The following is a 21,248-nucleotide window of genomic DNA, read 5'->3' on the forward strand; positions in this document are numbered from 1 at the left end:
TCGTTGAGCATCGAGGCCGAGCTGCGCGAGGAGTTCGACCGGTGGGAGCGCCAGGAGAGCGCGGCCGTCAACGCCCTCCCCTACATCCTGCTGGCGGTCAGCATCCTGTTCGCGTTGCTGCAGCCGATCGTGGGCCTGCCGCCGGTGAGCTACCCGGTGATGTTCGGCCTCGCCGCCGCGGTCGTGCTGTGGCTGCTCTGGTTCCACACGCTCCACCCGGAGTGGCAGAAGAACAGCAGGCTGATGGGCCTGTACTTCGCAGGCTGGGTCGCGCTCGCCACCGGTCTCGTGACGCTCTCGCCGTTGTTCGGCTTCTTCACCTTCGTCGGCTACATCCACTCGTTCGCCTACCTGAAAGGTCGCTGGCGCTACGTGGGTGTCGCCACGACCGCGCCGATCGCGGCGGTGTCGTACATCGGCGGGGTGCAGAACATCGACGCCGACTCCTGGTGGGCGTGGGCGGGCATCAGCCTGATCACCATGACGCTGGCCGGGGCGTTCTCGTTCTTCGGCGACATGACCGACCAGCGCAACCGGAAGCAGAAGGAGGCGCTCGCCGAGCTGCACGAGGCCAACGTGAAGCTCGAGGCGGCACTGGAGGAGAACGCGGGCCTGCACGCCCAGCTGCTGGTGCAGGCCCGCGAGGCGGGGGTGCAGGACGAGCGGCAGCGGATGGCGCGGGAGATCCACGACACGCTCGCGCAGGGGCTCGCCGGCATCCTCGCCCAGCTGCAGGCGGCCGAGCAGGTGCCGGAACAGTGGCGGCGGCACGTCACGACCGCGATGAACCTGGCGCGTGAGACGCTCACCGAGGCACGCAGGACGGTGCACGCGGTCGAGCCGTCCGTGCTGGCCGAGTCCCGCCTTCCGGACGCGCTCAGCGACGTGACCAGGCGGTGGGCGGAGGTCAACGACATCGACGCGGTGCTGACCACGACCGGTGACGCCCGCCCCATGCACACCGACGTCGAGGTGGCCCTGCTGCGGACCGCGCAGGAGGCGCTCGCGAACGTGGCGAAGCACGCGAAGGCCAGCCGTGTCGGCCTGACACTGTCCTACATGGAGGATCTGGTGACCCTCGACGTGCGCGACGACGGCGTCGGTTTCGAACCGGCCGCGAAGCGCGTCAACGGTTCCACGAGCGGGGGCTTCGGGCTGGCCGGCATGCGGCAGCGGGTGCAGCGGCTCGCGGGCAGGCTGGAGATCGAGTCCGAACCGGGTGGCGGGACCGCGATCTCGGCGTCCGTGCCCGCCATCCCGGCCGGAGGTGCCGAGTGATCTCGCTGCTCATCGTCGACGACCACCCCGTCGTGCGGGACGGGCTGCGCGGCATGTTCACCGCCGACCCCCGCTTCGAGGTGCTGGCCGAGGCCGGGGACGGTGCGGAGGCCATCGCGGCGGCCGAGAAGCTGCGGCCTGACGTGGTGCTCATGGACCTGCGGATGCCGCGCACCGACGGGGTCACCGCGATCAAGGAGCTGGCCAAGCGGGGTGTGCCGTCGCGCGTGCTCGTGCTCACCACGTACGACACCGACAGCGACGTCCTGCCCGCGATCGAGGCGGGTGCCACCGGCTACCTGCTCAAGGACGCGCCGCGAGAGGAGCTGTTCCGCGCCGTCGAGGCCGCGGCGCAGGGGCAGGCGGTGCTCTCCCCCTCGGTCGCGACCAGGTTGATGGGGCAGATGCGCCAGCCCGCGTCCGAACCGCTGTCGCAGCGTGAGCTGGAGGTCCTGGAGCTGATCGCCCGCGGGTCGACGAACCGCGAGGCAGCCAGACAGCTGTTCATCAGCGAAGCAACCGTGAAGACGCACCTGCTCCACGTGTATGCGAAGCTGGGGGTCAACGACCGGGCGGCCGCCGTGGCGACCGCGTTCTCCCGTGGTTATCTGACTGCGGAGCGTTGAATTGCCCGCATTTTCAGAATACTTACAAATTGCGCAATAAATCGCACCTGTCACCATTATGGCGTGAATGCGTTTCGGCCTATAGATTGAACAGGTGTCCGAACGTAACGACGCGGGGCTGGTGCTCGACACCTACCGCCGCCCGCTGCGCAACCTGCGGATCTCCGTCACCGACCGGTGCAACCTGCGGTGCCGGTACTGCATGCCGGAAGCCGAGTACACCTGGCTGCCCCGGCGTGACCTGCTGACGTTCGAGGAGATCTCGACGCTGGTCGACGTGTTCATGGACCTGGGTGTGAACAAGGTCCGGCTGACCGGCGGCGAGCCGCTGCTGCGCCGCGACGTGGCCTCGCTCGTGTCGATGCTCTCGGCCAAGCCGCTGCGTGACCTCGCGATGACCACCAACGGTGTGTTGCTGGCCGGACACGTGGAGGAGCTGAAGAAGGCGGGCCTGAACCGGATCACCGTCAGCCTGGACACCCTGCACGCCGACCGGTCCAAGACGCTGTCGCAACGCGCCACGCACCCGTCGGTGCTGAAGGGCATCGCGTCGATCGCGCCCGCGGGCTTCACCGACACCAAGATCGACACGGTGGCGCTGAACGGGATCAACGACGACGAGCTGGTCGACCTGATCGAGTTCGGGAGGACCGTGCCCGCCGAGGTGCGGTTCATCGAGTACATGGACGTCGGCGGGGCCACCTCGTGGTCGCCGGACCTGGTGCTGTCGCGGGCGGAGATGCTCACGCGGTTGGCCGCGCACTACGGGCCGATCACGCCGCTGCGCAACCACGACGCGGCGCCCGCGGACCGGTTCGCGCTGCCGGACGGGACGACGTTCGGCATCGTGTCGTCGACGACCAAGCCGTTCTGCGCGACGTGCGACCGGAGCAGGCTCACGGCGGACGGCCTGTGGTACCTGTGCCTGTACGCGATGGAGGGCGTGAACCTGCGCGACCCGCTGCGCGACGGCGCGTCGAAGGCCGAGCTGTCGACGATCATCACGGACGCGTGGACGGCCAGAACCGACCGCGGCGCCGTGGACCGGCTCGCGCAACGCGACCGGACGCCGTTCATCCCGCTGACCGCGCTGAAGAACGACCCCCACCTGGAAATGCACACCCGCGGCGGCTGACGTGCGCTGAAGGACCCCTTCAGCACCACCGACACACCGAAGTCAGTGCGACGGGTGCCAGCCGGTGCGGGACGCCCACTCCTCCGCGCGCGGGCCCGCCGCGTCGAACCAGGACTCCTTGGCCACGGCGTAGTTCTCCGTGTCGTCGTCGCCCGCGAAGCGTTCGGCGAGTTCCTTCTTGGTCGCCTGGTACGCGTCGCGCTCGTCGGGGTTGGCGCGCAGCCAGTCCGGGAACAGCAGCGCGTACCGCCACCCGGGGCCGCCCTCGACGCGGATGTGCACGTTCGCGGGACGCCCCGGGTCCGCGCTGCCGTGGTAGCGCTTGCGCCACTGCTCCGGGTCCGGGGCGTACGGCTTCGGGTTGTCGCGGTCGATCGTGGGGTGCTTCGGGAAGCCCGCGGTGGCGAGCTGGTCGGCCATCGCGTCCGCGTCGGCGAGCGAGGCGACGGTGACCTGCAGGTCGATGACGTCCTTGGCCGGCAGCCCGGGCACCGACGTGGAGCCGATGTGGTCGACACGCCGCGCCAGGTGGCCCGCGGCCATCGCGATGCGCTCGCGCAGGCGCGTCGCCTGCGCCGGCCACGTCGGGTCGGGTTCGACGATGCGCGGGGTGCCGTACCGGGCACGGCGGCGCAGGCGGACGTTGGCCTCGTAGCGGACCAGTCGGTCGGCCCACAGCGCGTCGACGACGGCCAGCACCTCGTCGGGGCTGCCGCCGTTGTCGAGCCACACGTCGGCGGCCGCACGCCGCGCCTCCTCGGTGGCCTGTGCCGTGATGCGCGCGCGGGCGTCCTGCTCGCTCATGCCGCGGTCGCGGACGACGCGGTGCACCCGTTCTTCCTCCGGCGCGTCGACCACCAGCACCAGGTGGTAGGCGGGGCCGAGGTGGTTCTCCACGAGCAGCGGAACGTCGTGGACGACGATCCCGTCCTCGGGCGCGGCGGCCATCAGCTCGGCGGTCCGCGCACCGATCCTCGGGTGGACGATGCCGTTGAGGGTGGCGCGGGCGGCCTCGTCGGTGAACACGCGTCGCGCGAGCCGCGCCCGGTCGAGGGCGCCGTCGCTGATCACGTCGTCGCCGAACGCCGCCCGGATCTCGGCCAGCCCGTCGGTGCCGGGCTCGACGACCTCGCGGGCGATCCTGTCGGCGTCGATCACGACGGCGCCGTGCTCGGCGAGTCGCCGGGCCACGGTGGACTTGCCGGAGCCGATCCCGCCGGTGAGGCCTACGCGCAGCATGCGGGCATTCTGGCAGGCGTCACCGCGGGGTCAGTGCGTGGTCGGCGACCTGACCGAGCAGCATGCCGGCGTGGTCCTCGCGGACCAGCACGGGGATGACCTGCACGACGACCGTGACCCGCCCCCGCCCGGCGACGAGCATCCAGTTGTCGTCCCTGATCAGCACCCCGCGGTCCGCGCCGACCTTGACGTCGCTGACCGTGGCACCGGCTTCCCGTTCCTCGGCGATGGTGGTGGTGAGCCGTTTGCGGGCGGCCTGCTCGTTGACGTAGCTCGCGAGCCCGACCCAGACCTTGGCCTTGGCGAGCGGCTGCCGAGATGGGACCCCGTAGTAGCAGTCGATGCGCGCCGTGCGGCCGATGTTGTCCTGCGGCACCCCGATGACCGGCTGCACGGTGCCGGTGACCAGGTTGTTCAGGTCGCGGGTCAGCTCGTCGAGGGTGGCGACGTCCCCGCAGTCGTCGGGCACGGTCCGCTCGGCGCCGACGTTCGCGGGCGCGGTGCTGAACACGGGCACGGCGGGAGCGTTGCTCGGCGGCGCGCCCTGGGCACACCCGCCGAACGCGAGCACCGCTCCGAGGACGACGAGCCGCACACGCATCGGTCCACGGTAAGCGACGCACAGGTGCGGGCGGATAACGAAATGACCGGGCTTGGCCGCCGGCCCCCTCGAACCACGCTACCGGAGGCCACCGACGGTTTTCGGCGACGGCGGGCCGGTGGTGGACAGCCGGGTGGGCTGTGGACAGGTGCGCGCTGACCAGCGGGAACTGTCGGTGGTCGGGTCTAGGCTGGCTACCGGGGGCCGGAGGCCATCCCTCCCAGGGAGCGGTCCGGCGAAGCTGCCACGCCGCCGCCGAGCCGGCCCGGACATGCGAAAGGCCCCACCGATCCCGCGGGATCGGTGGGGCCTTGTCAGCTGGCTAGGCGTTCAGGATCAGACGCCGCCGGACAGCTTCTCGCGCAGGGCGGCCAGCTGCTCGTCGCTGGCCAGGGTGCCGCCGCTCTTCTGCTTGTCGGAACCGGCGGAGGAGTACTCGCGCTCGGTGCCCTCCTCGGCGCCGCCCTCGGCCTCGGCGGCAGCGTCGGCCTCGGCGGCCTTCTTGACCTGGGCCATGTGCTGCTCGTAGCGCGTGTGGGCCTCGGCGTACTGCCGCTCCCACTCCTCGCGCTGCTTGTCGAAGCCTTCCTGCCACTCCTGGGTGTCCGGGTCGAACCCCTCGGGGTAGATGTAGTTCCCCTCGTTGTCGTACTCGGCCGCCATGCCGTACTGGGTCGGGTCGAACTCGGTGTCCGGGGTGAAGCCCTCGTTCGCCTGCTTCAGGGACAGCGAGATCCGGCGACGCTCCAGGTCGATGTCGATGACCTTGACCATGACGTCGTTGCCGACCTGCACGACCTGCTCCGGGATCTCCACGTGGCGCTCGGCCAGCTCGGAGATGTGGACCAGGCCCTCGATGCCCTCGTCGACGCGGACGAACGCACCGAACGGCACCAGCTTGGTGACCTTGCCCGGCACGATCTGGCCGATCGCGTGGGTGCGGGCGAACTGGCGCCACGGGTCTTCCTGGGTGGCCTTCAGCGACAGGGAGACGCGCTCGCGCTCCATGTCGACGTCGAGCACCTCGACCGTGACCTCCTGGCCGACCTCGACGACCTCGGACGGGTGGTCGATGTGCTTCCAGGACAGCTCCGAGACGTGCACCAGACCGTCGACGCCGCCGAGGTCCACGAACGCACCGAAGTTGACGATCGAGGAGACGACACCCTTGCGGACCTGGCCGCGCTGCAGCTGGTTGAGGAACTCGCTGCGCACCTCGGACTGGGTCTGCTCCAGCCAGGCACGGCGGGACAGGACCACGTTGTTGCGGTTCTTGTCCAGCTCGATGATCTTGGCTTCCAGCTCACGACCCACGTAGGGCTGGAGGTCGCGCACCCGGCGCATCTCGACCAGCGACGCGGGGAGGAAGCCCCGGAGGCCGATGTCCAGGATGAGACCACCCTTGACGACCTCGATGACCGTGCCCTTGACCGGCTCGTCGCTCTCCTTGAGCGCCTCGATCGTGCCCCAGGCGCGCTCGTACTGAGCACGCTTCTTGGACAGGATCAGCCGGCCCTCCTTGTCCTCCTTCTGGAGAACCAGGGCCTCGACCTCGTCACCGACCTTGACGACCTCGTTGGGGTCGACGTCATGCTTGATCGACAACTCACGAGAGGGGATGACCCCTTCGGTCTTGTAGCCGATGTCGAGCAGGACCTCGTCCCGATCGACCTTAACGATGGTGCCCTCGACGATGTCCCCATCGTTGAAGTACTTGATGGTCTTGTCGATGGCGGCGAGGAAGTCCTCACCCGTCCCGACGTCGTTGATGGCGACCTGCTGCTTCGGCGCGGTGTCAGCCGGGACGATGGTGGTGTCGGTGGACATTAGCTAGGAGGCTCCGGTACGGCTTGGTTGAGAGTTGGCGGATGGGATTTGCAGTTGTCGTGCGACAGCGGCATAGTGCCGTCGGCGACGAACCCCGAACCAACGAGACAACCACCGACAACGCCGCGCGACCGGATCTGATTCCCGAGTTGAACAGACGGCAGCACGAAACCACTGCGCGGAGGTATCCTACGCGGCCGTGCGTAGACCGGGCAAACCTGGTCCTAGGGGATTACTCGCGCGGGGCGCACCGAGGGGGATTGGATGTCGACGCTGGAAGCTGGCGCCAGCATGCCGCAAGAAGGCGACAACCCGGGAACACCGCCGCAGCGGACCGCCGAGCGCCTGCTCGGGACGGTCGGCAGCGAGCGGCGCTGGGCGGGTTCCGCCGAGTCCGTGGCGGCCAACAGCGCCTGGTGGGACGCCGACGCCGACGACTACCACGTCGAGCACGGCGAGTTCCTGGGCGTCGCCGACTTCGTGTGGTGCCCGGAGGCGCTGCGTGAGAAGGACGCGCGCCTGCTCGGCGACGTGGCGGGCCGCGACGTGCTCGAGGTCGGCTGCGGGTCCGCGCCGTGCGCGCGCTGGCTCGCCGCGCAGGGCGCCAACGTCACCGCGTTCGACCTGTCCGCGGGCATGCTGCGGTACGCGGCCGCCGCCAACGAGGCCACCGGCATCGACGTGCCGCTGGTCCGGGCCAACGCGGAGAGCATGCCGTTCGCGAGCGGCTCGTTCGACGTCGCGTGCTCGGCGTTCGGGGCGGTGCCGTTCGTCGCCGACCTGCCCGGCACGTTCCGCGAGGTCGCGCGCGTGCTGCGGCCCGGCGGCTCGTGGGTCTTCGCGGTCACTCACCCGATGCGGTGGATCTTCCCGGACGACCCGGGGCCGAACGGCCTGCGGGTGACCGGCTCCTACTTCGACCGCACGCCGTACGTCGAGGTCGACGCCGACGGCGGCGCCACCTACGTCGAGTACCACCGCACGCTCGGCGACTTCGTGCGCGCGCTGAGCTGGGCCGGGCTGACGCTGGTCGACCTGGTCGAGCCGGAGTGGCCGGACGACCTCACGCAGGTGTGGGGGCAGTGGAGCCCGCTGCGCGGCGAGCTGTTCCCCGGCACGGCGATCTTCCTGACCCGGCGCGCGGCGTGAGGGTCGCGGGCACCCTGCTCGACGCACAGACCACCCGGTTCGAGCGGCTCGACCCGATGCTGCCGCCGGCCGCTCCCCCGCCGGACGGGCACGTGCTGACCGCCGCGCTGTCCGCCGGTGACCGGGTGGCGGGCGTGCTCACGCACGGCGAGTTCGAGCCCGGCAGCGCCACCACGCTGTGGTCGGCACTGGAGCTGTGGGAGCTGCACCCGCTGGTCGGCGCGGCGGGCGGCGCGGGCATGGAGGCACTGCTGCGGGAGTGGGCGCAGCTGCTCGCGCGCAACACGACCGGCGCGGACTCCGCGTGCCTGGTGACGTGGCCGAGCCGGGACGCGGAGGCGACCAGGGCGCTGCTCGCGCACGGTTTCACGCCGCTCACGAGCCTCGCGGTGCGACCGGTCCGGGCGGGCGGCGCGGTGCGGCGGGCACCGCAGGCCGGGGTGACGGTCCGCCCCGCGACCTCGGCCGACGTCGAGACGGTGCTGGCGCTGGAGCTGGCAGAGCTGAGGTACTCGGCGCTGGTCGGTGCCGCGGTGCTGCGACCGGACGCGGAGCGGATCAAGCGCGCGACCGTGGTCCGGCACTTCGAGCAGGGCGACCCGATGTGGCTCGCGGAGCGCGACGGGGTCGCCGTGGGGCTCGCGCACTGCAGGCTCATGGACGTGGTCGCGGACTCGCTGATCGCCACCCGGCTGCGGCCCGGGCGCTGGGGCTACGTGAACTGCGTGTCCGTGGTGGACGGGGCACGCGGTTCCGGTGTCGGCAGCGAGCTGATGGCCGTCGCGCACCACGAGCTGCACCGCCGCGGCGCGAGCGGCACGTTCCTGTACTTCAACCCGCCCAACCCGCTGGCCTCGGTGTTCTGGGCCCGGCAGGGCTACCGGCCGCTGTGGACGAACTGGGAGCTGCGCCCGGCGTCGGCACTGCGCTGAGACCGTCGGGAACCTGGTGCGCCGGTCGTGCCTCTTGCACGGTGAGAACGGAGCATTGGGGGCGCGATGGCCGACGAGACGTGGTTCGCGCAGCTGTACCAGGGGTCCTACCGGCGCCTGGTGCTGACCGCGTACGGCATGACGGGTGACCTCGGCACCGCCGAGGAGATCACCCAGGACGCGTTCGCGATCGCCTACGGCAGGCGCGGCAGGGTGTCGCGCACGGACAGCCCGGAGGCGTGGCTGCGGACCGTGGTGGTGAACCTCGCCCGCAGACGGTTCCGCCGCAAGGCGACCCTGGACCGGATCCTGCGCAGGCACCAGGCCGAGCCGCCACCCGACGTGAAACCTCCCGACGAGCACCTCGACCTGCACGAGGCGATCAAGGGCCTCGTGCCCGAGTACCGGGCGGTCGTGGTGCTGCACTACCTGGCCGACCTGCCCGTGGACGAGGTCGCCGCGGTGCTCGACGCGCCGGTCGGCACGGTGAAGTCGCGGCTGTCGCGCGCCCGCGCCGTGCTGGCCGAACGCCTGCACACGGAGGTGGACCATGTCTGAGCTGGACTCGAAGCTCGCGGCGCTGCGCGACGACCTGCACGAGTCGATCAGCCCACCCGAGATGGCACACGTCACCGCGCGGGCACGGCAGCGGACCACGCGGCGGCGCATGCAGGTCGCGGCGGTCGCGACGGTCGTGGCGGTCAGCGTCGCGGTGCCCGTGTTGCGTGCCCTGCCGGATGACCAGCAGCCCGCCAAGCCGCCGCTGCCGGACTCGATGACCTTCCAGCTGGACTTCGCCGACCCCGACCACGGCTACGCGCTGGGCAGCGACTGTGTCGAGCCCGACGGTCCGTGCACCCTGGCACTGTTCGCGACCGCCGACGGTGGCCGGACGTGGGAGCGGCGGTCCCTGCCGGACGGCGACAAGCGGTACGCGCTGGGCGATGTCAGCGTGCTCGACGCGGACCGGGTGCGGCTCGACCGCGTGTCCGGGCAGAAGCAGTGGGCGCGCGTCGTCAGCGACGACGGGGGCCGCACGTGGCGCGCCGCCACGGCGGGTCCGCCCGCGGCGCCCGCGCCGATTCCCGACGGGGCGTGGCTCCAGCCGGTGTGCGTCGGCGAGGAACAGGACGACTCGGGCTGTCGCCTGGGTGTCGGCGCGGTGTCGCGGGACCCGGCACGGGTGGCGCCCGCACCGACCCAGCCGCCGCTCATCGAACCCGTGATCGGCAGGTCGGCGACCGAGGGCGGCCGTTACTGGGCGGCGGGCGTGGAACGGTCGAGCGGCCGCTGGGCGATCTCGGTGACCTCCGACGACGGCCGGACCTGGTCGACGACTCAGGTGACGCTGCCGGGTGAGCCCGCGATGAACGACGCCTGGTCGGTGGTCGAGAACGACGGCGTCATGTACACGACGCTGCAGGGGTCGATCGCGAAGGGCCCGTACGGTCTGCTGGCCGTGTTCCGCAGCACGGACGGCGGCGTGACCTGGACGAACACGTGGCGTGCCACGCCGAAGACGGTGCTGCAGGCGATGCTCGGCGCCCCGGTCGCCACCGACGACGGGCGGCTGCTCGTGTACTCGGCGGCGACGGGCACCTACGAGAGCGGCGACGGCCGGACGTTCACCAGGTCCGACCGGCGGCTGCCGGGCGAGGTCCTGTGGACGCGCGGCGGCTACGTGGCGAAACGCGGCCCGCACGCGTACGCGATCTCGACGGACGGCCTCACGTGGCGCGACTTCGACATCCGCTAGAGAGCCGGATAACTGTGCGGAGTCTGGGCCTGACGAGGCGGACTGGCTAGTGGGCCACGCCCCGGAACTCGCCGACCTGGTGCACGTGCGGGGGCTTGCCGTCGAGCGCGCGGTGCACGGCGTCGAGCACGCCCGCCGAGACCTCCTCGTGGGTGAGCCATCGGGTACGTCCGGCGTGCCGGACGTACCCGAGCACGACCTGCTGCGTCGGGTGGCCGGGAAGGATCGGATCGGGGCAGCCGCCCAACGGGTTGGCCGACGCGCTGCCGTGCACCTCGACGACGGGCGCGCCGTCGGCGAGCAGTGGCGCCACCGCACGGAGGACGGACACCCGGACCTCGCGGTGCACCCAGGCGACCAGCAGGTCGGCGGGCCCGTCGAGGGCCTCGGAGACGGTGGCGACGAGCGCGGCGGGCTCGGTCCAGTCGGCCTTCACCCAGCTGGCCAGGTGCCCGTTGGTGGTCGGCATGGACGGTCTTCGCCTGCTGGGCAGCACCACCTGCCAGCCGTCGTCGAGCAGTGCGGCGGCCACACCCGCGAGCATGCCGGTGCCACCGAGAACAAGGGCGCGACGCGCGGTCATACGACCTCCGCAGGACGGCGACGGGCCCCCAGGTTACCGGCGTTTACCGGTTTTCCGCCCGCCACAGCGCCTGGGTGAGGCTGTAGACGTTGCCGGAGTCGTCGCGGAAGGTGGCTTCGATGCCGTAGGGCCGCTCGGTGGGTTCGGTGAGGAAGACGACGCCACGCGCCGACAGTTCTTGAAGGTGCCGTGGCAGTCGTCGGTCGCGAGGACCGCGCTGCCCATCGCGCCCTTCGCGACCAGCTCACGGATCGTCTCTGCGTGCTCGGGCGCGTGCCCCATCCGGCAGTCGGCCAGGACGAACCGCACGTCCGGCTGCCCGGGCGGGATGACGGTCAGCCAGCGGAACCCCTGACCCGCGCCGTCGAAACCCTCGCCCATCACGAGGTCCTCGCCCACCCGGAAGCCGAGCTTCTCGGTGTAGAAGGCCTTGGCGGAGTCCTGGTCGAGCACGTAGACGGTGGTGTGTGTCAGCGATGTGATCATGCGGCAACGCTAGGACCGAGTGTCGTCCGCGTGCTTGTCCGCGATTGCTGGTCTCCCCCACGTCATGGCGATGCACCCGGGGATGGCCGGCGGCGCGGCCCGCCGCTGGTACTCGCTGGGCGAGCACCCCACCAGCGCCCGGAACCGCCGCGAGAACGAACCGAGCGAGGAGAACCCCACCACCATGCACACCTCGGTGACGGTGAGGTTGGCGTGGGCGAGCAGGTCCTTCGCCCGCTCGACCCGGCGGCGGCTCAGGTACGCGGCGGGTGTCTCCCCGAAGGCGTGCCGGAACTCCCGCGCGAAGTGGAACCGCGAGTAGCCCGCGACGGACGCGAGTGCGTCGAGGTCGAGCGGTTCGGCGTACCGCGCGTCCATGACGTCCCGCGCCCGGCGCAGGTGCACGACCTGGGAGACACTCACGCGTCGACGGTAGCGCCCGGCAAAGAGTGGTGGCGGAATTGTGCCGGGTCGGCCTCCAGCTCCACGCTCCGGCTCGGAGGATCGCGCGACGCCCGGCGCGGACCCGCGAAGAGAACCCCACGCAAGGCACGACAGCCCGCCGCCCGGAGCACCTTCCGTTCGGCAGCAGCGGCTCCGGGTCAGTGCGCTGCGGCGTTCCACGAGCGGCCGAAGCCGACCGAGACGTCCAGTGGCACGTCCAGCTTGTAGGCGGACCCCATGCCCCTGCGCACCAGCTCCTCCGCCGCGGCGCGCTCCGGGGTGCGCACCTCGAGCACCAGTTCGTCGTGGACCTGCAGCAGCATGCGGGTCTGCAGCCCGGCGTCCCGCAGCTCGCGGTGCACGTTCAGCATCGCGACCTTGATGATGTCCGCGGCACTGCCCTGGATCGGGGCGTTCAAGGCCATGCGTTCTGCCATCTCGCGGCGCTGGCGGTTGTCCGACGTCAGGTCCGGCAGGTAGCGGCGGCGGCCGAAGATCGTGGACGTGTAGCCGTCCTTGCGGGCCCTCGCCACGACCTCCTGCAGGTAGTCGCGGACGCCGCCGAACCGGTCGAAGTACTCCTCCATCAACCCGCGGGCCTCCTCGGTGGAGATCCGCAGCTGCTGGGACAGGCCGTAGGCGGACAGCCCATACGCCAGGCCGTAGTTCATCGCCTTGATCTTGGCGCGCTGGGCGCCGGTGACCTCGGTCGGTTCGACCGAGAACACGCGGGCGGCGGTGGCGGCGTGGAAGTCGAAGCCCGAGTTGAAGGCCTCGATCAACGCAGCGTCGCCGGACAGGTGCGCCATGATCCGCATCTCGATCTGGCTGTAGTCCGCGGTCATCAGCTCGTCGAACCCGTCGCCGACGACGAACGTGTCGCGGATCGTGCGGCCCTCGTCCGTGCGGATGGGCACGTTCTGCAGGTTCGGTTCCGTCGACGACAGGCGACCGGTGGCGGCGATCGTCTGGCTGTACGTGGTGTGGATGCGGCCGTCGTCGGACACGGACTTGATCAGGCCCTCGACCGTGATCTTCAACCGGGTCGCGTCGCGGTGTTCCAGCAGGTGCGCCAGGAACGGGTGTTCGGTCTGCTCGAACAGACCGGTCAGGGCGTCGGCGTCGGTGGTGTAGCCGGTCTTGGTGCGCTTGGTCTTCGGCATCTGCAGCTCGTCGAACAGCACCACCTGCAGCTGCTTCGGCGAGCCGAGGTTGATCTCCTTGCCGATGACGGAGAACGCCTCCTGCTCGGCGTGCTTCACCCGCGACCCGAAGTGCGCCTCCAGCGACGCCAGCTGCTGCGTGTCGACCGCGATGCCGAACGCCTCCAGCTCGGCCAGCACCCGCAGCAGCGGCAACTCGATGTCGGTCAGCAGGTTCGTCTGGCCGGTCTCCTCCAGCGCGGTCGCGAGCGCGTCGGCCAGCTCGGCGATGGCGCGGGCCCGCACGATCTCGCCCTCGGCGATCTTCGCGTCGTCGCCCTCGACGCCGTCGAGCAGCGACAGCTGCCGCTCCTCTGGCTGCTGCTCGACCCGCAGCTCCCGCTTCAGGTACCGCAGCACCAGGTCGTCCAGCGCGAACGACCGCTGGCCCGGCCGCACCAGGTACGCCACGAGCTGCGTGTCGGTCGCCAGCCCGCCGAGCGTCCAGCCGCGGTGGCGGATCGCGTGCAGCGCGGGCTTCACGTCGTAGGTCAGCTTCGACACCGACTCGTCCGCGAACCACGTCGCCAGCGCCTGCTCGTCAGCTTCGCCCAGAGTGGTGACGTCGACGTACACGCCGGTGCCGTCGGCCTTCGAGATGGCGACCGAACGCAGCTCCACCGACTCACCGGCGACACCGGTCGAGCCGAGCTGGAACGAGAGCCCCACTCGCGCGCCCGACGGCGCGTTCGCCGACAGCCACGCGCCGAGCCGCCCCGGCTCGTACGCGCCACCGGACACCTCGAACCCGTGGTCGGCCTCCGGCTCGGCCGTCGTCAGCTCGCCGAACAGCCGGTCGCGCAGGATCCGGAACTCCAGGTCGTCGAACAGCTGGTGCACCGCGTCGCGGTCCCACTGGCGTCGCGCCAGCTCGTCCGGGCCCACCTCCAGAGCCACGTCCCGCACCAGCTCGGTGAGCTGCCGGTTCATCAGCACGCTCGACAGCTGGTTGCGCAGCGCGTCGCCCGCCTTGCCCTTGACCTCGTCGACCCGGTCGACCAGGTCGTTCAGCGAACCGAACTGGTTGATCCACTTCGCCACGGTCTTCTCGCCGACGCCGGGGATCTTCGGCAGGTTGTCCGACGGGTCGCCGCGCAGCGCCGCGAAGTCGGCGTACTGGTCGGGCCGCACACCGGTCTTGGCGAGCACCGCCTCGGGGTCCATGCGCGAGACGGCGGACACGCCCCTGGTCGGGTAGATCACCGTGACGTGGTCGTTGACCAGCTGGAACGCGTCCCGGTCGCCGGTACAGATGAGCACCTCGTAGCCGTCTGCGACCGCCTGCGTGGTGAGCGTCGCGATCAGGTCGTCCGCCTCGAAGCCGTCCTTCGACAGGAACGGGATGGCCAGCGTGGTCAGCACGTCCTGGATGAGGCTGATCTGCCCCTTGAACTCGTCGGGCGTCGCGGACCGGTTGGCCTTGTACTCGGCGTACTGCTCGCTGCGGAACGTCTTGCGGGAGACGTCGAAGCACACCGCGACGTGCGACGGTGCCTCGTCACGCAGCAGGTTGATGAGCATCGAGGTGAAGCCGTAGACACCCTCGGTGTGCTGCCCGGTCTTGGTGACCAGGTTGGCTTCCTTCAGCGCGTAGAACGCCCGGTAGGCCATCGAGTGGCCGTCGATGAGCAGCAACCGGCGCTCGGAGGTCTTGACAGGTTCTGTGGCGGGCGTCTCAGGCACACGGCGAGTCTAGGGTGAGGCACCGACAATTCCCGGCTGACCCCTTCTAGCTGCGAGGAGTGCGTGTGAACACCTTCCCGGAGAACCTGCCGGGCATCCGGTACGACCTGGCGGACCAGTTCCTGCCGACGAAGATGGGCATCGACATCACCGAGTGGGACCCCAAGCGGGTGGTCGCCACGATGCCGGTCGCGGGGAACCTCCAGCCGTACGGGCTGCTGCACGGCGGCGCGAACGCCACGCTCGCGGAGACCATCGGGTCGATCGCGGCCGCGCTCAACGCGCCGGACGGCCGGGTCGCCGTCGGGCTGGAGCTGTCCTGCACCCACCACCGCGCCGCCACGAAAGGCCTGGTCACCGGGGTCGCCACACCGTTGCACACCGGCCGGTCGACGTCCACGTTCGAGATCGTGATCACCGACGAGGACGACAAGCGCACCTGCACCGCCCGCCTCACCTGCGTCCTGCGCGACGCGGCCCCCGGGTCCTGACAGCACGGCGCCCCCGAGGAGTCCCCGGGGGCGCCGTCCGTCTCACGGAAACTACGTGCCCAGGTACGCGGCCCGCACCCGCTCGTCGGCGAGCAGGTCGTGGCCGGGCCCTTCGAGCGTGGTCTGGCCGAGGTCCACGACGTAACCCCGGTCCGACAGCGCCAGCGCGGCCAGCGCGTTCTGCTCGACCAGCAGGATCGTGGTGCCCTGCTGCTGCAGCTCGGAGATCGTGTCGAAGATGAGCTGCGTCATGATCGGCGACAGGCCCATCGACGGCTCGTCCAGCATCAGCAGACGCGGCTTGGACATCATCGCCCGCCCGATCGCCAGCATCTGCTGCTCACCGCCGGAGAACAGGCCCGCCTTCTGCGTGCGCCGCTCCCCCAGCACGGGGAACAGCTCGTACACCCGGTTCATGTCGGCGCGCACGCCGGACTCGTCCCTGCGGGTGTACGCCCCGAGCAGGAGGTTCTCCTCCACGCTCATCCGCGCGAACACGCGCCTGCCCTCCGGCGAGTGCGCGATGCCGCGGCTGAGGATGACGTGCGCGGGTTCCTGCGCGATCGACTTGCCCTCGAACCGGATGTCCCCGGCCCTCGGACGAAGCAGACCGGAGATCGTCCGCAGCGTGGTGGTCTTGCCCGCGCCGTTCGCGCCGATGAGGCAGACGATCTGCCCCTCCTCGACGACGAACGACACGTTGCGGACGGCCTCGATCGCGCCGTAGGCGACGCTCAGCTCGTCGACTTCCAGAAGAGCGGTCACGAGTCCTCCCTGTGCTGCTGAGCGGCGGCCTCGGCGACGTCCGCCTCGACCTCCTCGCGTGGCTTGCCGAGGTAGGCCTCGATCACGCGCGGGTCGTCGCGGACCGTCTCCGGTGAGCCCTCCACCAGCACCTCGCCCTGCACGAGCACGGACACCGAGTCGCACAGCGAGAAGATGAACTTCGTGTCGTGCTCGATGACCACGACCGACACCCCGGTGTCCCTGATCCGGAAGATCAGCTGCCGGGCGGCCTCGGTCTCCTGCGGGTTCATGCCCGCGGTCGGCTCGTCGAGCAGCAGCACCTCCGGCTCGGTGGCCAGCGCGCGGGCGATCTCCAGCCTGCGCTGGTCACCGTAGGGCAGGTTGCGGGCGGCCTCGTCCTCGGCGCCGCGCAGCCCGACGAACTCGAGCAGCTCGCGCGCCTTCGCCTTGGCCGCCGCCTCGCCCTTGCGGAACACGGGGCCGTGGAACACCGACGCCAGCGGCCCCTGACGCATCCGGATGTGCCTGCCGACCAGCACGTTCTCCAGCACGGTCATGTTGGGGAACAGGCGGATGTTCTGGAACGTCCGCGCGATCCCCGCAGTGGTGACCTTCGCCGGGTCGGACGGCAGCGTCTTACCGCGCAGCCGCACCGCGCCCCGCGTCGGCGTGTACAGCCCGGTCAGGCAGTTGAACAGCGTGGTCTTGCCCGCGCCGTTCGGCCCGATCAGCCCGACGATCCTGCCCTCGGTCAGCTCCAGAGACACGTCGTTGAGCGCCGTGAGACCACCGAAGATCATCGTCACGCCGGTGGCCGCGAGCACCGGTTCGGTCGCGCGATGCTGTGCCGCACTCATGCCCGGTCCCCCTTACCCACCGCGGGGAGCTGCGTGGTCTGCTCCTGTTCGAGCACCAGCTGTTCCCCTTCGCTCTCGATGGACTTGCCCTCCGCGGTCTCACCGGCCAGCTCGGCCCGCCGGTGCCGGTCGGGCACCAGGCCCTGCGGGCGGAACCGCATGATGAACACCAGCGCGAGACCGAAGACGAGCAACCGGTAGTCGTCGAACTCGCGCAGCTTCTCCGGCAGCACGAACAGCAGCGAGGCGCCGAGCACCGCGCCCGGGATCGTGCCCATGCCACCGAGGATGACCGCCGCGAGCAGCGTCACCGACTCGAGGAACCGGAAGCTCTCCGCCGAGGCGGTGCCCAGGTTGTGCGCGAAGATCGCACCGGCGAGACCGGCCACCGTGGCGCCCACGAGGAACGCGAGGATCTTGGCCTTGCCGGTCCGGATGCCCATCGCACGGGCGGCGTCCTCGTCCTCGCGGATCGCGATCCAGGCGCGGCCGATGCGGCTGTTCTTGAGGTTCGCGAACACCGCCATGATCAGGCCGACCACGAGCACGATGAGGAAGTAGTACAGCACGCCCGTCGGCAGCTCCGCGCCGAACAGGTCGACGGACTCGTTGAACGGCTGGCCGAACAGCTCCACCGGCGGGATGCCGGGGATCGAGTTCGACCCGTTCGTGAGGCCGCCGACGTCGTTCAGCGCCGACCGGTAGAAGATCTCACCGAACGCCAGCGTCACGATCGCCAGGTAGTCGCCGCGGACCCGCAGTGTCGGCGAGCCGACGATGGCACCGAAGATGCCGGCCACGACCGCGGCGATCAGCGCCGCCACCGGGAACGGCAGGTGGATGTCGAACTCGGCGGCGGTCGCACCGGACAGGTTCGCCGCGACGAACGCGCCGATGCCCAGGAACGCCACGTAGCCGAGGTCGAGCAGCCCGGCGAGGCCGACCACGATGTTCAGGCCGATCGCGGTGACCGCGTAGACGCCGATGGTCGCGGCGACCCGCATCCAGTACGAGTTGCCCGCCTCGGTGAACGGCAGCGCGAACGCGCACACCAGCAGCACCACGATGCTGAACGCCCGGTGCCGCTCCGACAGCTGGGAGATCACCCGCGTGACGCCCATGCCGTGCAGCGCGCCGAGCAGACCGCCCGCGAACCCGAGGAACGCCAGGAAGACGGGGCCCGCGTAGGGGAACGCCGCACCGCCGATGCCGCCCGCGGTGAGCGTCAGCGACACCATGTAGAGCACCCCGGCGAACGCGACCGCGAGCAGAGCCCACGCGGTGAGCCTGCCGCCCCAGCCGGTCATCCCGAACAGCCTGCCGGTCAGGTCGGGGATGTCGGTGATCCCGGTGGCCGTGCCGCCGAGGATCAGCGCGACGCCGGCGATGACGCCGACGATGCTGCCGAACGCGACGTTGCCGTCGGCCGCGGTGATCGCGCCGAACCCACCGCCCTCCGAGAGGATGAAGACGGCGCTGACCGCGGAGATCGCCAGCCCGCCCCAGCCGAGCGCACGGAGCACCCGGCCCTTGCCGGGCACCGGGATGAACGTGACCACCAGTGCCGCGATGCCGAACAGCAGCAGGTGCCAGCGGAACCCGGTGAGCTCGAACGGCGCGTCGAAGAACTGCAGCGTCGACTTCTCCGGGTACGGCCCGTCGTTCAGCAGGAACGTCGCCCACGGCAGCATCGCCGCCACGAGCAGGAGAAGGGCACCGACCACGCTCAGCGGCCGGGCGAGAGCGGGCGGGATCGCGCCCGTGAGCTTGCTCATGCGCGCACCCTTTCCGCCTCGCCGAACAGACCCTGCGGCCGGAACACCAGCACGAGGATGAGGACCACGAAGATCCACACGTAGTCGTACTGGGTGCCACCCGGCAGGTACTGGCCGCCGAGTGCCTTGATCAGGCCGATGATGAACGCGCCGATCACGGCGCCGCGTAGGCTGCCGATACCGCCGAGCACCGCGGCCGTGAACGCGAAGATGCCGTTCTGGAAGCCGATGGCGTTGTCCACGTTCGTGATGTAGGAGCCGTACAGGACACCGGCGATACCCGCCAGCGCGGCACCGAGGATGAACGTCAGGACGATGACCCGGTCCGGGTTGACCCCCATCAGCCGCGCGGTGTCGCGATCCTGGGACGTGGCACGCATCGCGCGGCCCATCCTGGACCGGCTCACGTAGGTCTGCAGCAGCACCGACAGCACGATCGACACGACGATCAGCAGCAGGCCGGACGCCGAGATGCTGATGTCACCGAGCCCGATCCGGGCGTCGATGAACACGCGCGGGAACGGCTGCGCGGCGTCGGCGTTCGGGTACCACAAGCGAATGGCTTCCTGCAGCGCCACCGAAACACCGAGTGCGGTGATCAGTGGCGCGAGTCTTGGTGCGTTGCGTAACGGCCGGTACGCGAATCGCTCCATGAGCACCGCGATCACCACAGCCACCACCACGCCGCCGACCAGCATCGCGGGCAGCGAGATGTACCAGTCGCCGCGCACGTCCTCTGGCAGCACCCACCGGTACACGGCGAGGCCACCGAACGCGCCGACCATGAACACCTCGCCGTGGGCGAAGTTGATCAGCTGGATGATGCCGTACACCATCGTGTAGCCCAGCGCGATCAGGCCGATCGTGGCGCCGAGCACGAGCCCGTTGACTATCTGTTGTAACAGAGTCGTCACATCTACCTCCACAGGCGGCGGGGGTGGGCTCGGCCCACCCCCGCCGTCGCGTCACTCATCGATGGATAGATCTACGAACTCGTGGATCAGCCCTCGAACTTCCCGGTCTCGACCGACTTCCAATCGCCGCCGGTGACCTGGTAAACGGTCAGCACGGTGTTGGTGCTGTCGCCGTTCTCGTCGAACGCGAGCTCACCGGTCGCACCGTCGCCCTTGTAGTTCTGGGCCTCCTCGACGACCTTCTCGCGCAGGTCCTCGGACCACTCGCCGTCACCGATGGCCTTGGCCACCGAGGCGATGATCACGTTCGCGGCGTCGTAGGAGAACGCACCGTAGGCGGAGAAGCTCTCCGCGTAGTCGGCCTTCTCGTAGGCGTCCACGAACGCCTTCGCGCTGTCCAGCTCCTCGGTCGGCGCGCCGACCGAGGTGGCGAGGTCGCCGTCCTTGCCGCCCAGGGCGATGAACTGCGGGTCGAAGATGCCGTCGCCGCCCATGACCGGGATGTTCAGGCCGGCCGCCGCGAACTGCTTCGACAGCGGGCCCGCCTGCGGGTACTGGCCGCCGTAGTAGATCGCGTCCGGCGCGAACGGCTTGACCGCCGCGATGACGGACGAGAAGTCAGTGTCCCGCTCACCGATCTTCTGGCGGGTGACGATCTGCGCGCCGTTCTTCTCGGCCTGCTCGATGAACGAGGCCGCGAGGCCCTCACCGTAGGTCAGACCGTCGGTGATCACGGCGATCTTCTTCTTGCCCGTCTTCTTGATCAGGTAGTTCGCCGCGAACGGCCCCTGCAGCGAATCGACCGTGCAGGTGCGGAAGTACGTCTTGTACGGCCGCTTCGGGCTGTTGATGTTCTCGCCCTTGGTGAGCGAGTCGGCGGTGTTCGCCGGCGAGATCTGCAGGATGCCCGCCTGGTCCAGAATGGGCTGGACGCTCTGGGACACCGACGAGTTCAGCGTCGACACCACACCGATGATCTCCGGGGTGGACGCGAGCTTCGTCGCGGCCTGCGCGCCGAGCTGCGGGGTCTTCTGGTCGTCCTCCGCCTGGAGGGCCAGCTTGTAACCCTTGACCGTGCACTTCTCGTTGGCCTGCTTGACCGCGAGGTCGGCCGAGTGCTCGATGCCCTTGCCCAGCGCCGAAAGCTCACCACTCAGCGGGGCGATCACGCCGAGGGTCAGCGTGCCCTTGCTGGTGTCGCAGGACTGGTTGCTCCCGCCACCCGCAGAGCCGCCGCCTTCCTCCTTGTTCGTGCCGCAAGCCGACAGCAGCAGCAAGCCCGCTGCCACGACAGCCGCGGCTTTCACCGTCTGGTTTCGCACGTGACGTGTCCCTTCTCCGCATTTCCGTCCGGCGTGTAGTCGCATAGCATGCCGAACCATGCCCTCGTCCATGTCGGAGGGCTGGCCGGAACCTAGTAACCGAGCGCAGTTCTAGTCACGTCCCAAGAGCGCTCGTGACCAGACTGCAACGAAATTGACCGTCCGTGTCCGCTCACCGGACGAACCGGGACCTTCCGGTCA

The 21,248-nt window shown here is 70.2% G+C and carries 20 protein-coding genes; 8 read left to right on the forward strand and 12 right to left on the reverse strand.

Features of this window, described 5'->3' with window-relative positions; all coding sequences use genetic code 11:
• Positions 1 to 3 precede the first annotated feature (3 nt).
• From ACIBVP_RS35340 to moaA, 3 genes are all read left to right on the forward strand, one after another.
• On the forward strand, positions 4 to 1,278 hold the full coding sequence (locus ACIBVP_RS35340) for a sensor histidine kinase (RefSeq protein ID WP_396110808.1): 1,275 nt from the start codon (positions 4 to 6) through the stop codon (positions 1,276 to 1,278).
• On the forward strand, positions 1,275 to 1,904 hold the full coding sequence (locus tag ACIBVP_RS35345; RefSeq protein ID WP_396110809.1) for a response regulator: 630 nt from the start codon (positions 1,275 to 1,277) through the stop codon (positions 1,902 to 1,904). The genes ACIBVP_RS35340 and ACIBVP_RS35345 overlap by 4 nt, the downstream gene beginning before the upstream one ends.
• A gap of 94 nt (positions 1,905 to 1,998) precedes the next feature.
• Positions 1,999 to 3,039, forward strand: a complete 1,041-nt coding sequence (gene moaA / locus ACIBVP_RS35350) for a GTP 3',8-cyclase MoaA (RefSeq protein WP_396110810.1) — start codon at positions 1,999 to 2,001, stop codon at positions 3,037 to 3,039.
• A gap of 42 nt (positions 3,040 to 3,081) precedes the next feature.
• Here the strand turns inward: moaA and coaE are convergent, their stop codons facing one another.
• From coaE to rpsA, 3 genes are all read right to left on the reverse strand, one after another.
• On the reverse strand, positions 3,082 to 4,278 hold the full coding sequence (gene coaE, locus ACIBVP_RS35355) for a dephospho-CoA kinase (RefSeq protein WP_396110811.1): 1,197 nt from the start codon (positions 4,276 to 4,278) through the stop codon (positions 3,082 to 3,084).
• Positions 4,279 to 4,297: 19 nt separating this feature from the next.
• Positions 4,298 to 4,879, reverse strand: coding sequence for a hypothetical protein (locus tag ACIBVP_RS35360; RefSeq protein ID WP_396110812.1), 582 nt, complete (start codon positions 4,877 to 4,879; stop codon positions 4,298 to 4,300).
• A 336-nt stretch (positions 4,880 to 5,215) separates the two neighbouring features.
• The gene (rpsA, locus tag ACIBVP_RS35365) at positions 5,216 to 6,706 is read right to left on the reverse strand and encodes a 30S ribosomal protein S1 (protein ID WP_396110813.1); all 1,491 of its coding nucleotides are present in this window, start codon (positions 6,704 to 6,706) and stop codon (positions 5,216 to 5,218) included.
• A 291-nt stretch (positions 6,707 to 6,997) separates the two neighbouring features.
• Here rpsA and ACIBVP_RS35370 point away from each other — a divergent pair, with 291 nt between their 5' ends.
• The 4 genes from ACIBVP_RS35370 to ACIBVP_RS35385 all read left to right on the forward strand — a co-directional run bounded on the left by ACIBVP_RS35370 (position 6,998) and on the right by ACIBVP_RS35385 (position 10,543).
• Entirely contained in the window at positions 6,998 to 7,855 is an 858-nt protein-coding gene (locus ACIBVP_RS35370; RefSeq protein WP_396110915.1) for a class I SAM-dependent methyltransferase, read from the forward strand.
• Positions 7,852 to 8,787: a GNAT family N-acetyltransferase gene (locus ACIBVP_RS35375; protein ID WP_396110814.1), complete on the forward strand. Its 936-nt coding sequence runs from the start codon at positions 7,852 to 7,854 to the stop codon at positions 8,785 to 8,787. Before ACIBVP_RS35370 ends, ACIBVP_RS35375 begins: the two co-directional genes overlap by 4 nt.
• Positions 8,788 to 8,853: 66 nt before the next feature.
• Positions 8,854 to 9,345, forward strand: coding sequence for an RNA polymerase sigma factor (locus tag ACIBVP_RS35380; RefSeq protein ID WP_396110815.1), 492 nt, complete (start codon positions 8,854 to 8,856; stop codon positions 9,343 to 9,345).
• The gene (locus ACIBVP_RS35385) at positions 9,338 to 10,543 is read left to right on the forward strand and encodes a hypothetical protein (protein WP_396110816.1); all 1,206 of its coding nucleotides are present in this window, start codon (positions 9,338 to 9,340) and stop codon (positions 10,541 to 10,543) included. Before ACIBVP_RS35380 ends, ACIBVP_RS35385 begins: the two co-directional genes overlap by 8 nt.
• A gap of 46 nt (positions 10,544 to 10,589) precedes the next feature.
• On the opposite strand, the gene ACIBVP_RS35390 is transcribed toward ACIBVP_RS35385, so the two are convergent.
• The 4 genes from ACIBVP_RS35390 to polA all read right to left on the reverse strand — a co-directional run bounded on the left by ACIBVP_RS35390 (position 10,590) and on the right by polA (position 14,869).
• Positions 10,590 to 11,126, reverse strand: a complete 537-nt coding sequence (locus ACIBVP_RS35390) for an NAD-dependent epimerase/dehydratase family protein (protein WP_396110817.1) — start codon at positions 11,124 to 11,126, stop codon at positions 10,590 to 10,592.
• A gap of 33 nt (positions 11,127 to 11,159) precedes the next feature.
• Positions 11,160 to 11,612 (reverse strand): VOC family protein, encoded by a 453-nt coding sequence (locus ACIBVP_RS35395; protein WP_396110818.1) that lies wholly within the window; start codon positions 11,610 to 11,612, stop codon positions 11,160 to 11,162.
• Positions 11,613 to 11,621: 9 nt separating this feature from the next.
• Positions 11,622 to 12,035 carry a helix-turn-helix domain-containing protein gene (locus ACIBVP_RS35400; RefSeq protein WP_396110819.1) on the reverse strand — a complete coding sequence of 138 codons (414 nt, stop codon included), beginning with the start codon at positions 12,033 to 12,035 and terminating at the stop codon, positions 11,622 to 11,624.
• Positions 12,036 to 12,214: 179 nt separating this feature from the next.
• Complete coding sequence (gene polA / locus ACIBVP_RS35405) at positions 12,215 to 14,869, reverse strand: DNA polymerase I (protein ID WP_396110916.1); 2,655 nt, start codon at positions 14,867 to 14,869, stop codon at positions 12,215 to 12,217.
• A 137-nt stretch (positions 14,870 to 15,006) separates the two neighbouring features.
• On the opposite strand from polA, the gene ACIBVP_RS35410 reads away from it, so the two are divergent.
• Entirely contained in the window at positions 15,007 to 15,432 is a 426-nt protein-coding gene (locus tag ACIBVP_RS35410; protein WP_396110820.1) for a PaaI family thioesterase, read from the forward strand.
• Between the two features lie 51 nt (positions 15,433 to 15,483).
• On the opposite strand, the gene ACIBVP_RS35415 is transcribed toward ACIBVP_RS35410, so the two are convergent.
• From ACIBVP_RS35415 to ACIBVP_RS35435, 5 genes are all read right to left on the reverse strand, one after another.
• Complete coding sequence (locus ACIBVP_RS35415) at positions 15,484 to 16,197, reverse strand: ABC transporter ATP-binding protein (protein WP_396110821.1); 714 nt, start codon at positions 16,195 to 16,197, stop codon at positions 15,484 to 15,486.
• Positions 16,194 to 17,036 (reverse strand): ABC transporter ATP-binding protein, encoded by an 843-nt coding sequence (locus ACIBVP_RS35420; protein WP_396110822.1) that lies wholly within the window; start codon positions 17,034 to 17,036, stop codon positions 16,194 to 16,196. Before ACIBVP_RS35420 ends, ACIBVP_RS35415 begins: the two co-directional genes overlap by 4 nt.
• Entirely contained in the window at positions 17,033 to 18,811 is a 1,779-nt protein-coding gene (locus tag ACIBVP_RS35425; RefSeq protein WP_396110823.1) for a branched-chain amino acid ABC transporter permease, read from the reverse strand. The genes ACIBVP_RS35420 and ACIBVP_RS35425 overlap by 4 nt, the downstream gene beginning before the upstream one ends.
• The gene (locus ACIBVP_RS35430; protein WP_396110824.1) at positions 18,808 to 19,725 is read right to left on the reverse strand and encodes a branched-chain amino acid ABC transporter permease; all 918 of its coding nucleotides are present in this window, start codon (positions 19,723 to 19,725) and stop codon (positions 18,808 to 18,810) included. The genes ACIBVP_RS35425 and ACIBVP_RS35430 overlap by 4 nt, the downstream gene beginning before the upstream one ends.
• Before the next feature lie 86 nt (positions 19,726 to 19,811).
• Positions 19,812 to 21,047 (reverse strand): branched-chain amino acid ABC transporter substrate-binding protein, encoded by a 1,236-nt coding sequence (locus ACIBVP_RS35435; RefSeq protein ID WP_396110825.1) that lies wholly within the window; start codon positions 21,045 to 21,047, stop codon positions 19,812 to 19,814.
• Positions 21,048 to 21,248 lie beyond the last annotated feature (201 nt).

The organism is Actinophytocola sp. NPDC049390, from assembly GCF_044466355.1.
In the GTDB taxonomy this organism is placed as follows: Bacteria; Actinomycetota; Actinomycetes; order Mycobacteriales; family Pseudonocardiaceae; genus Actinophytocola.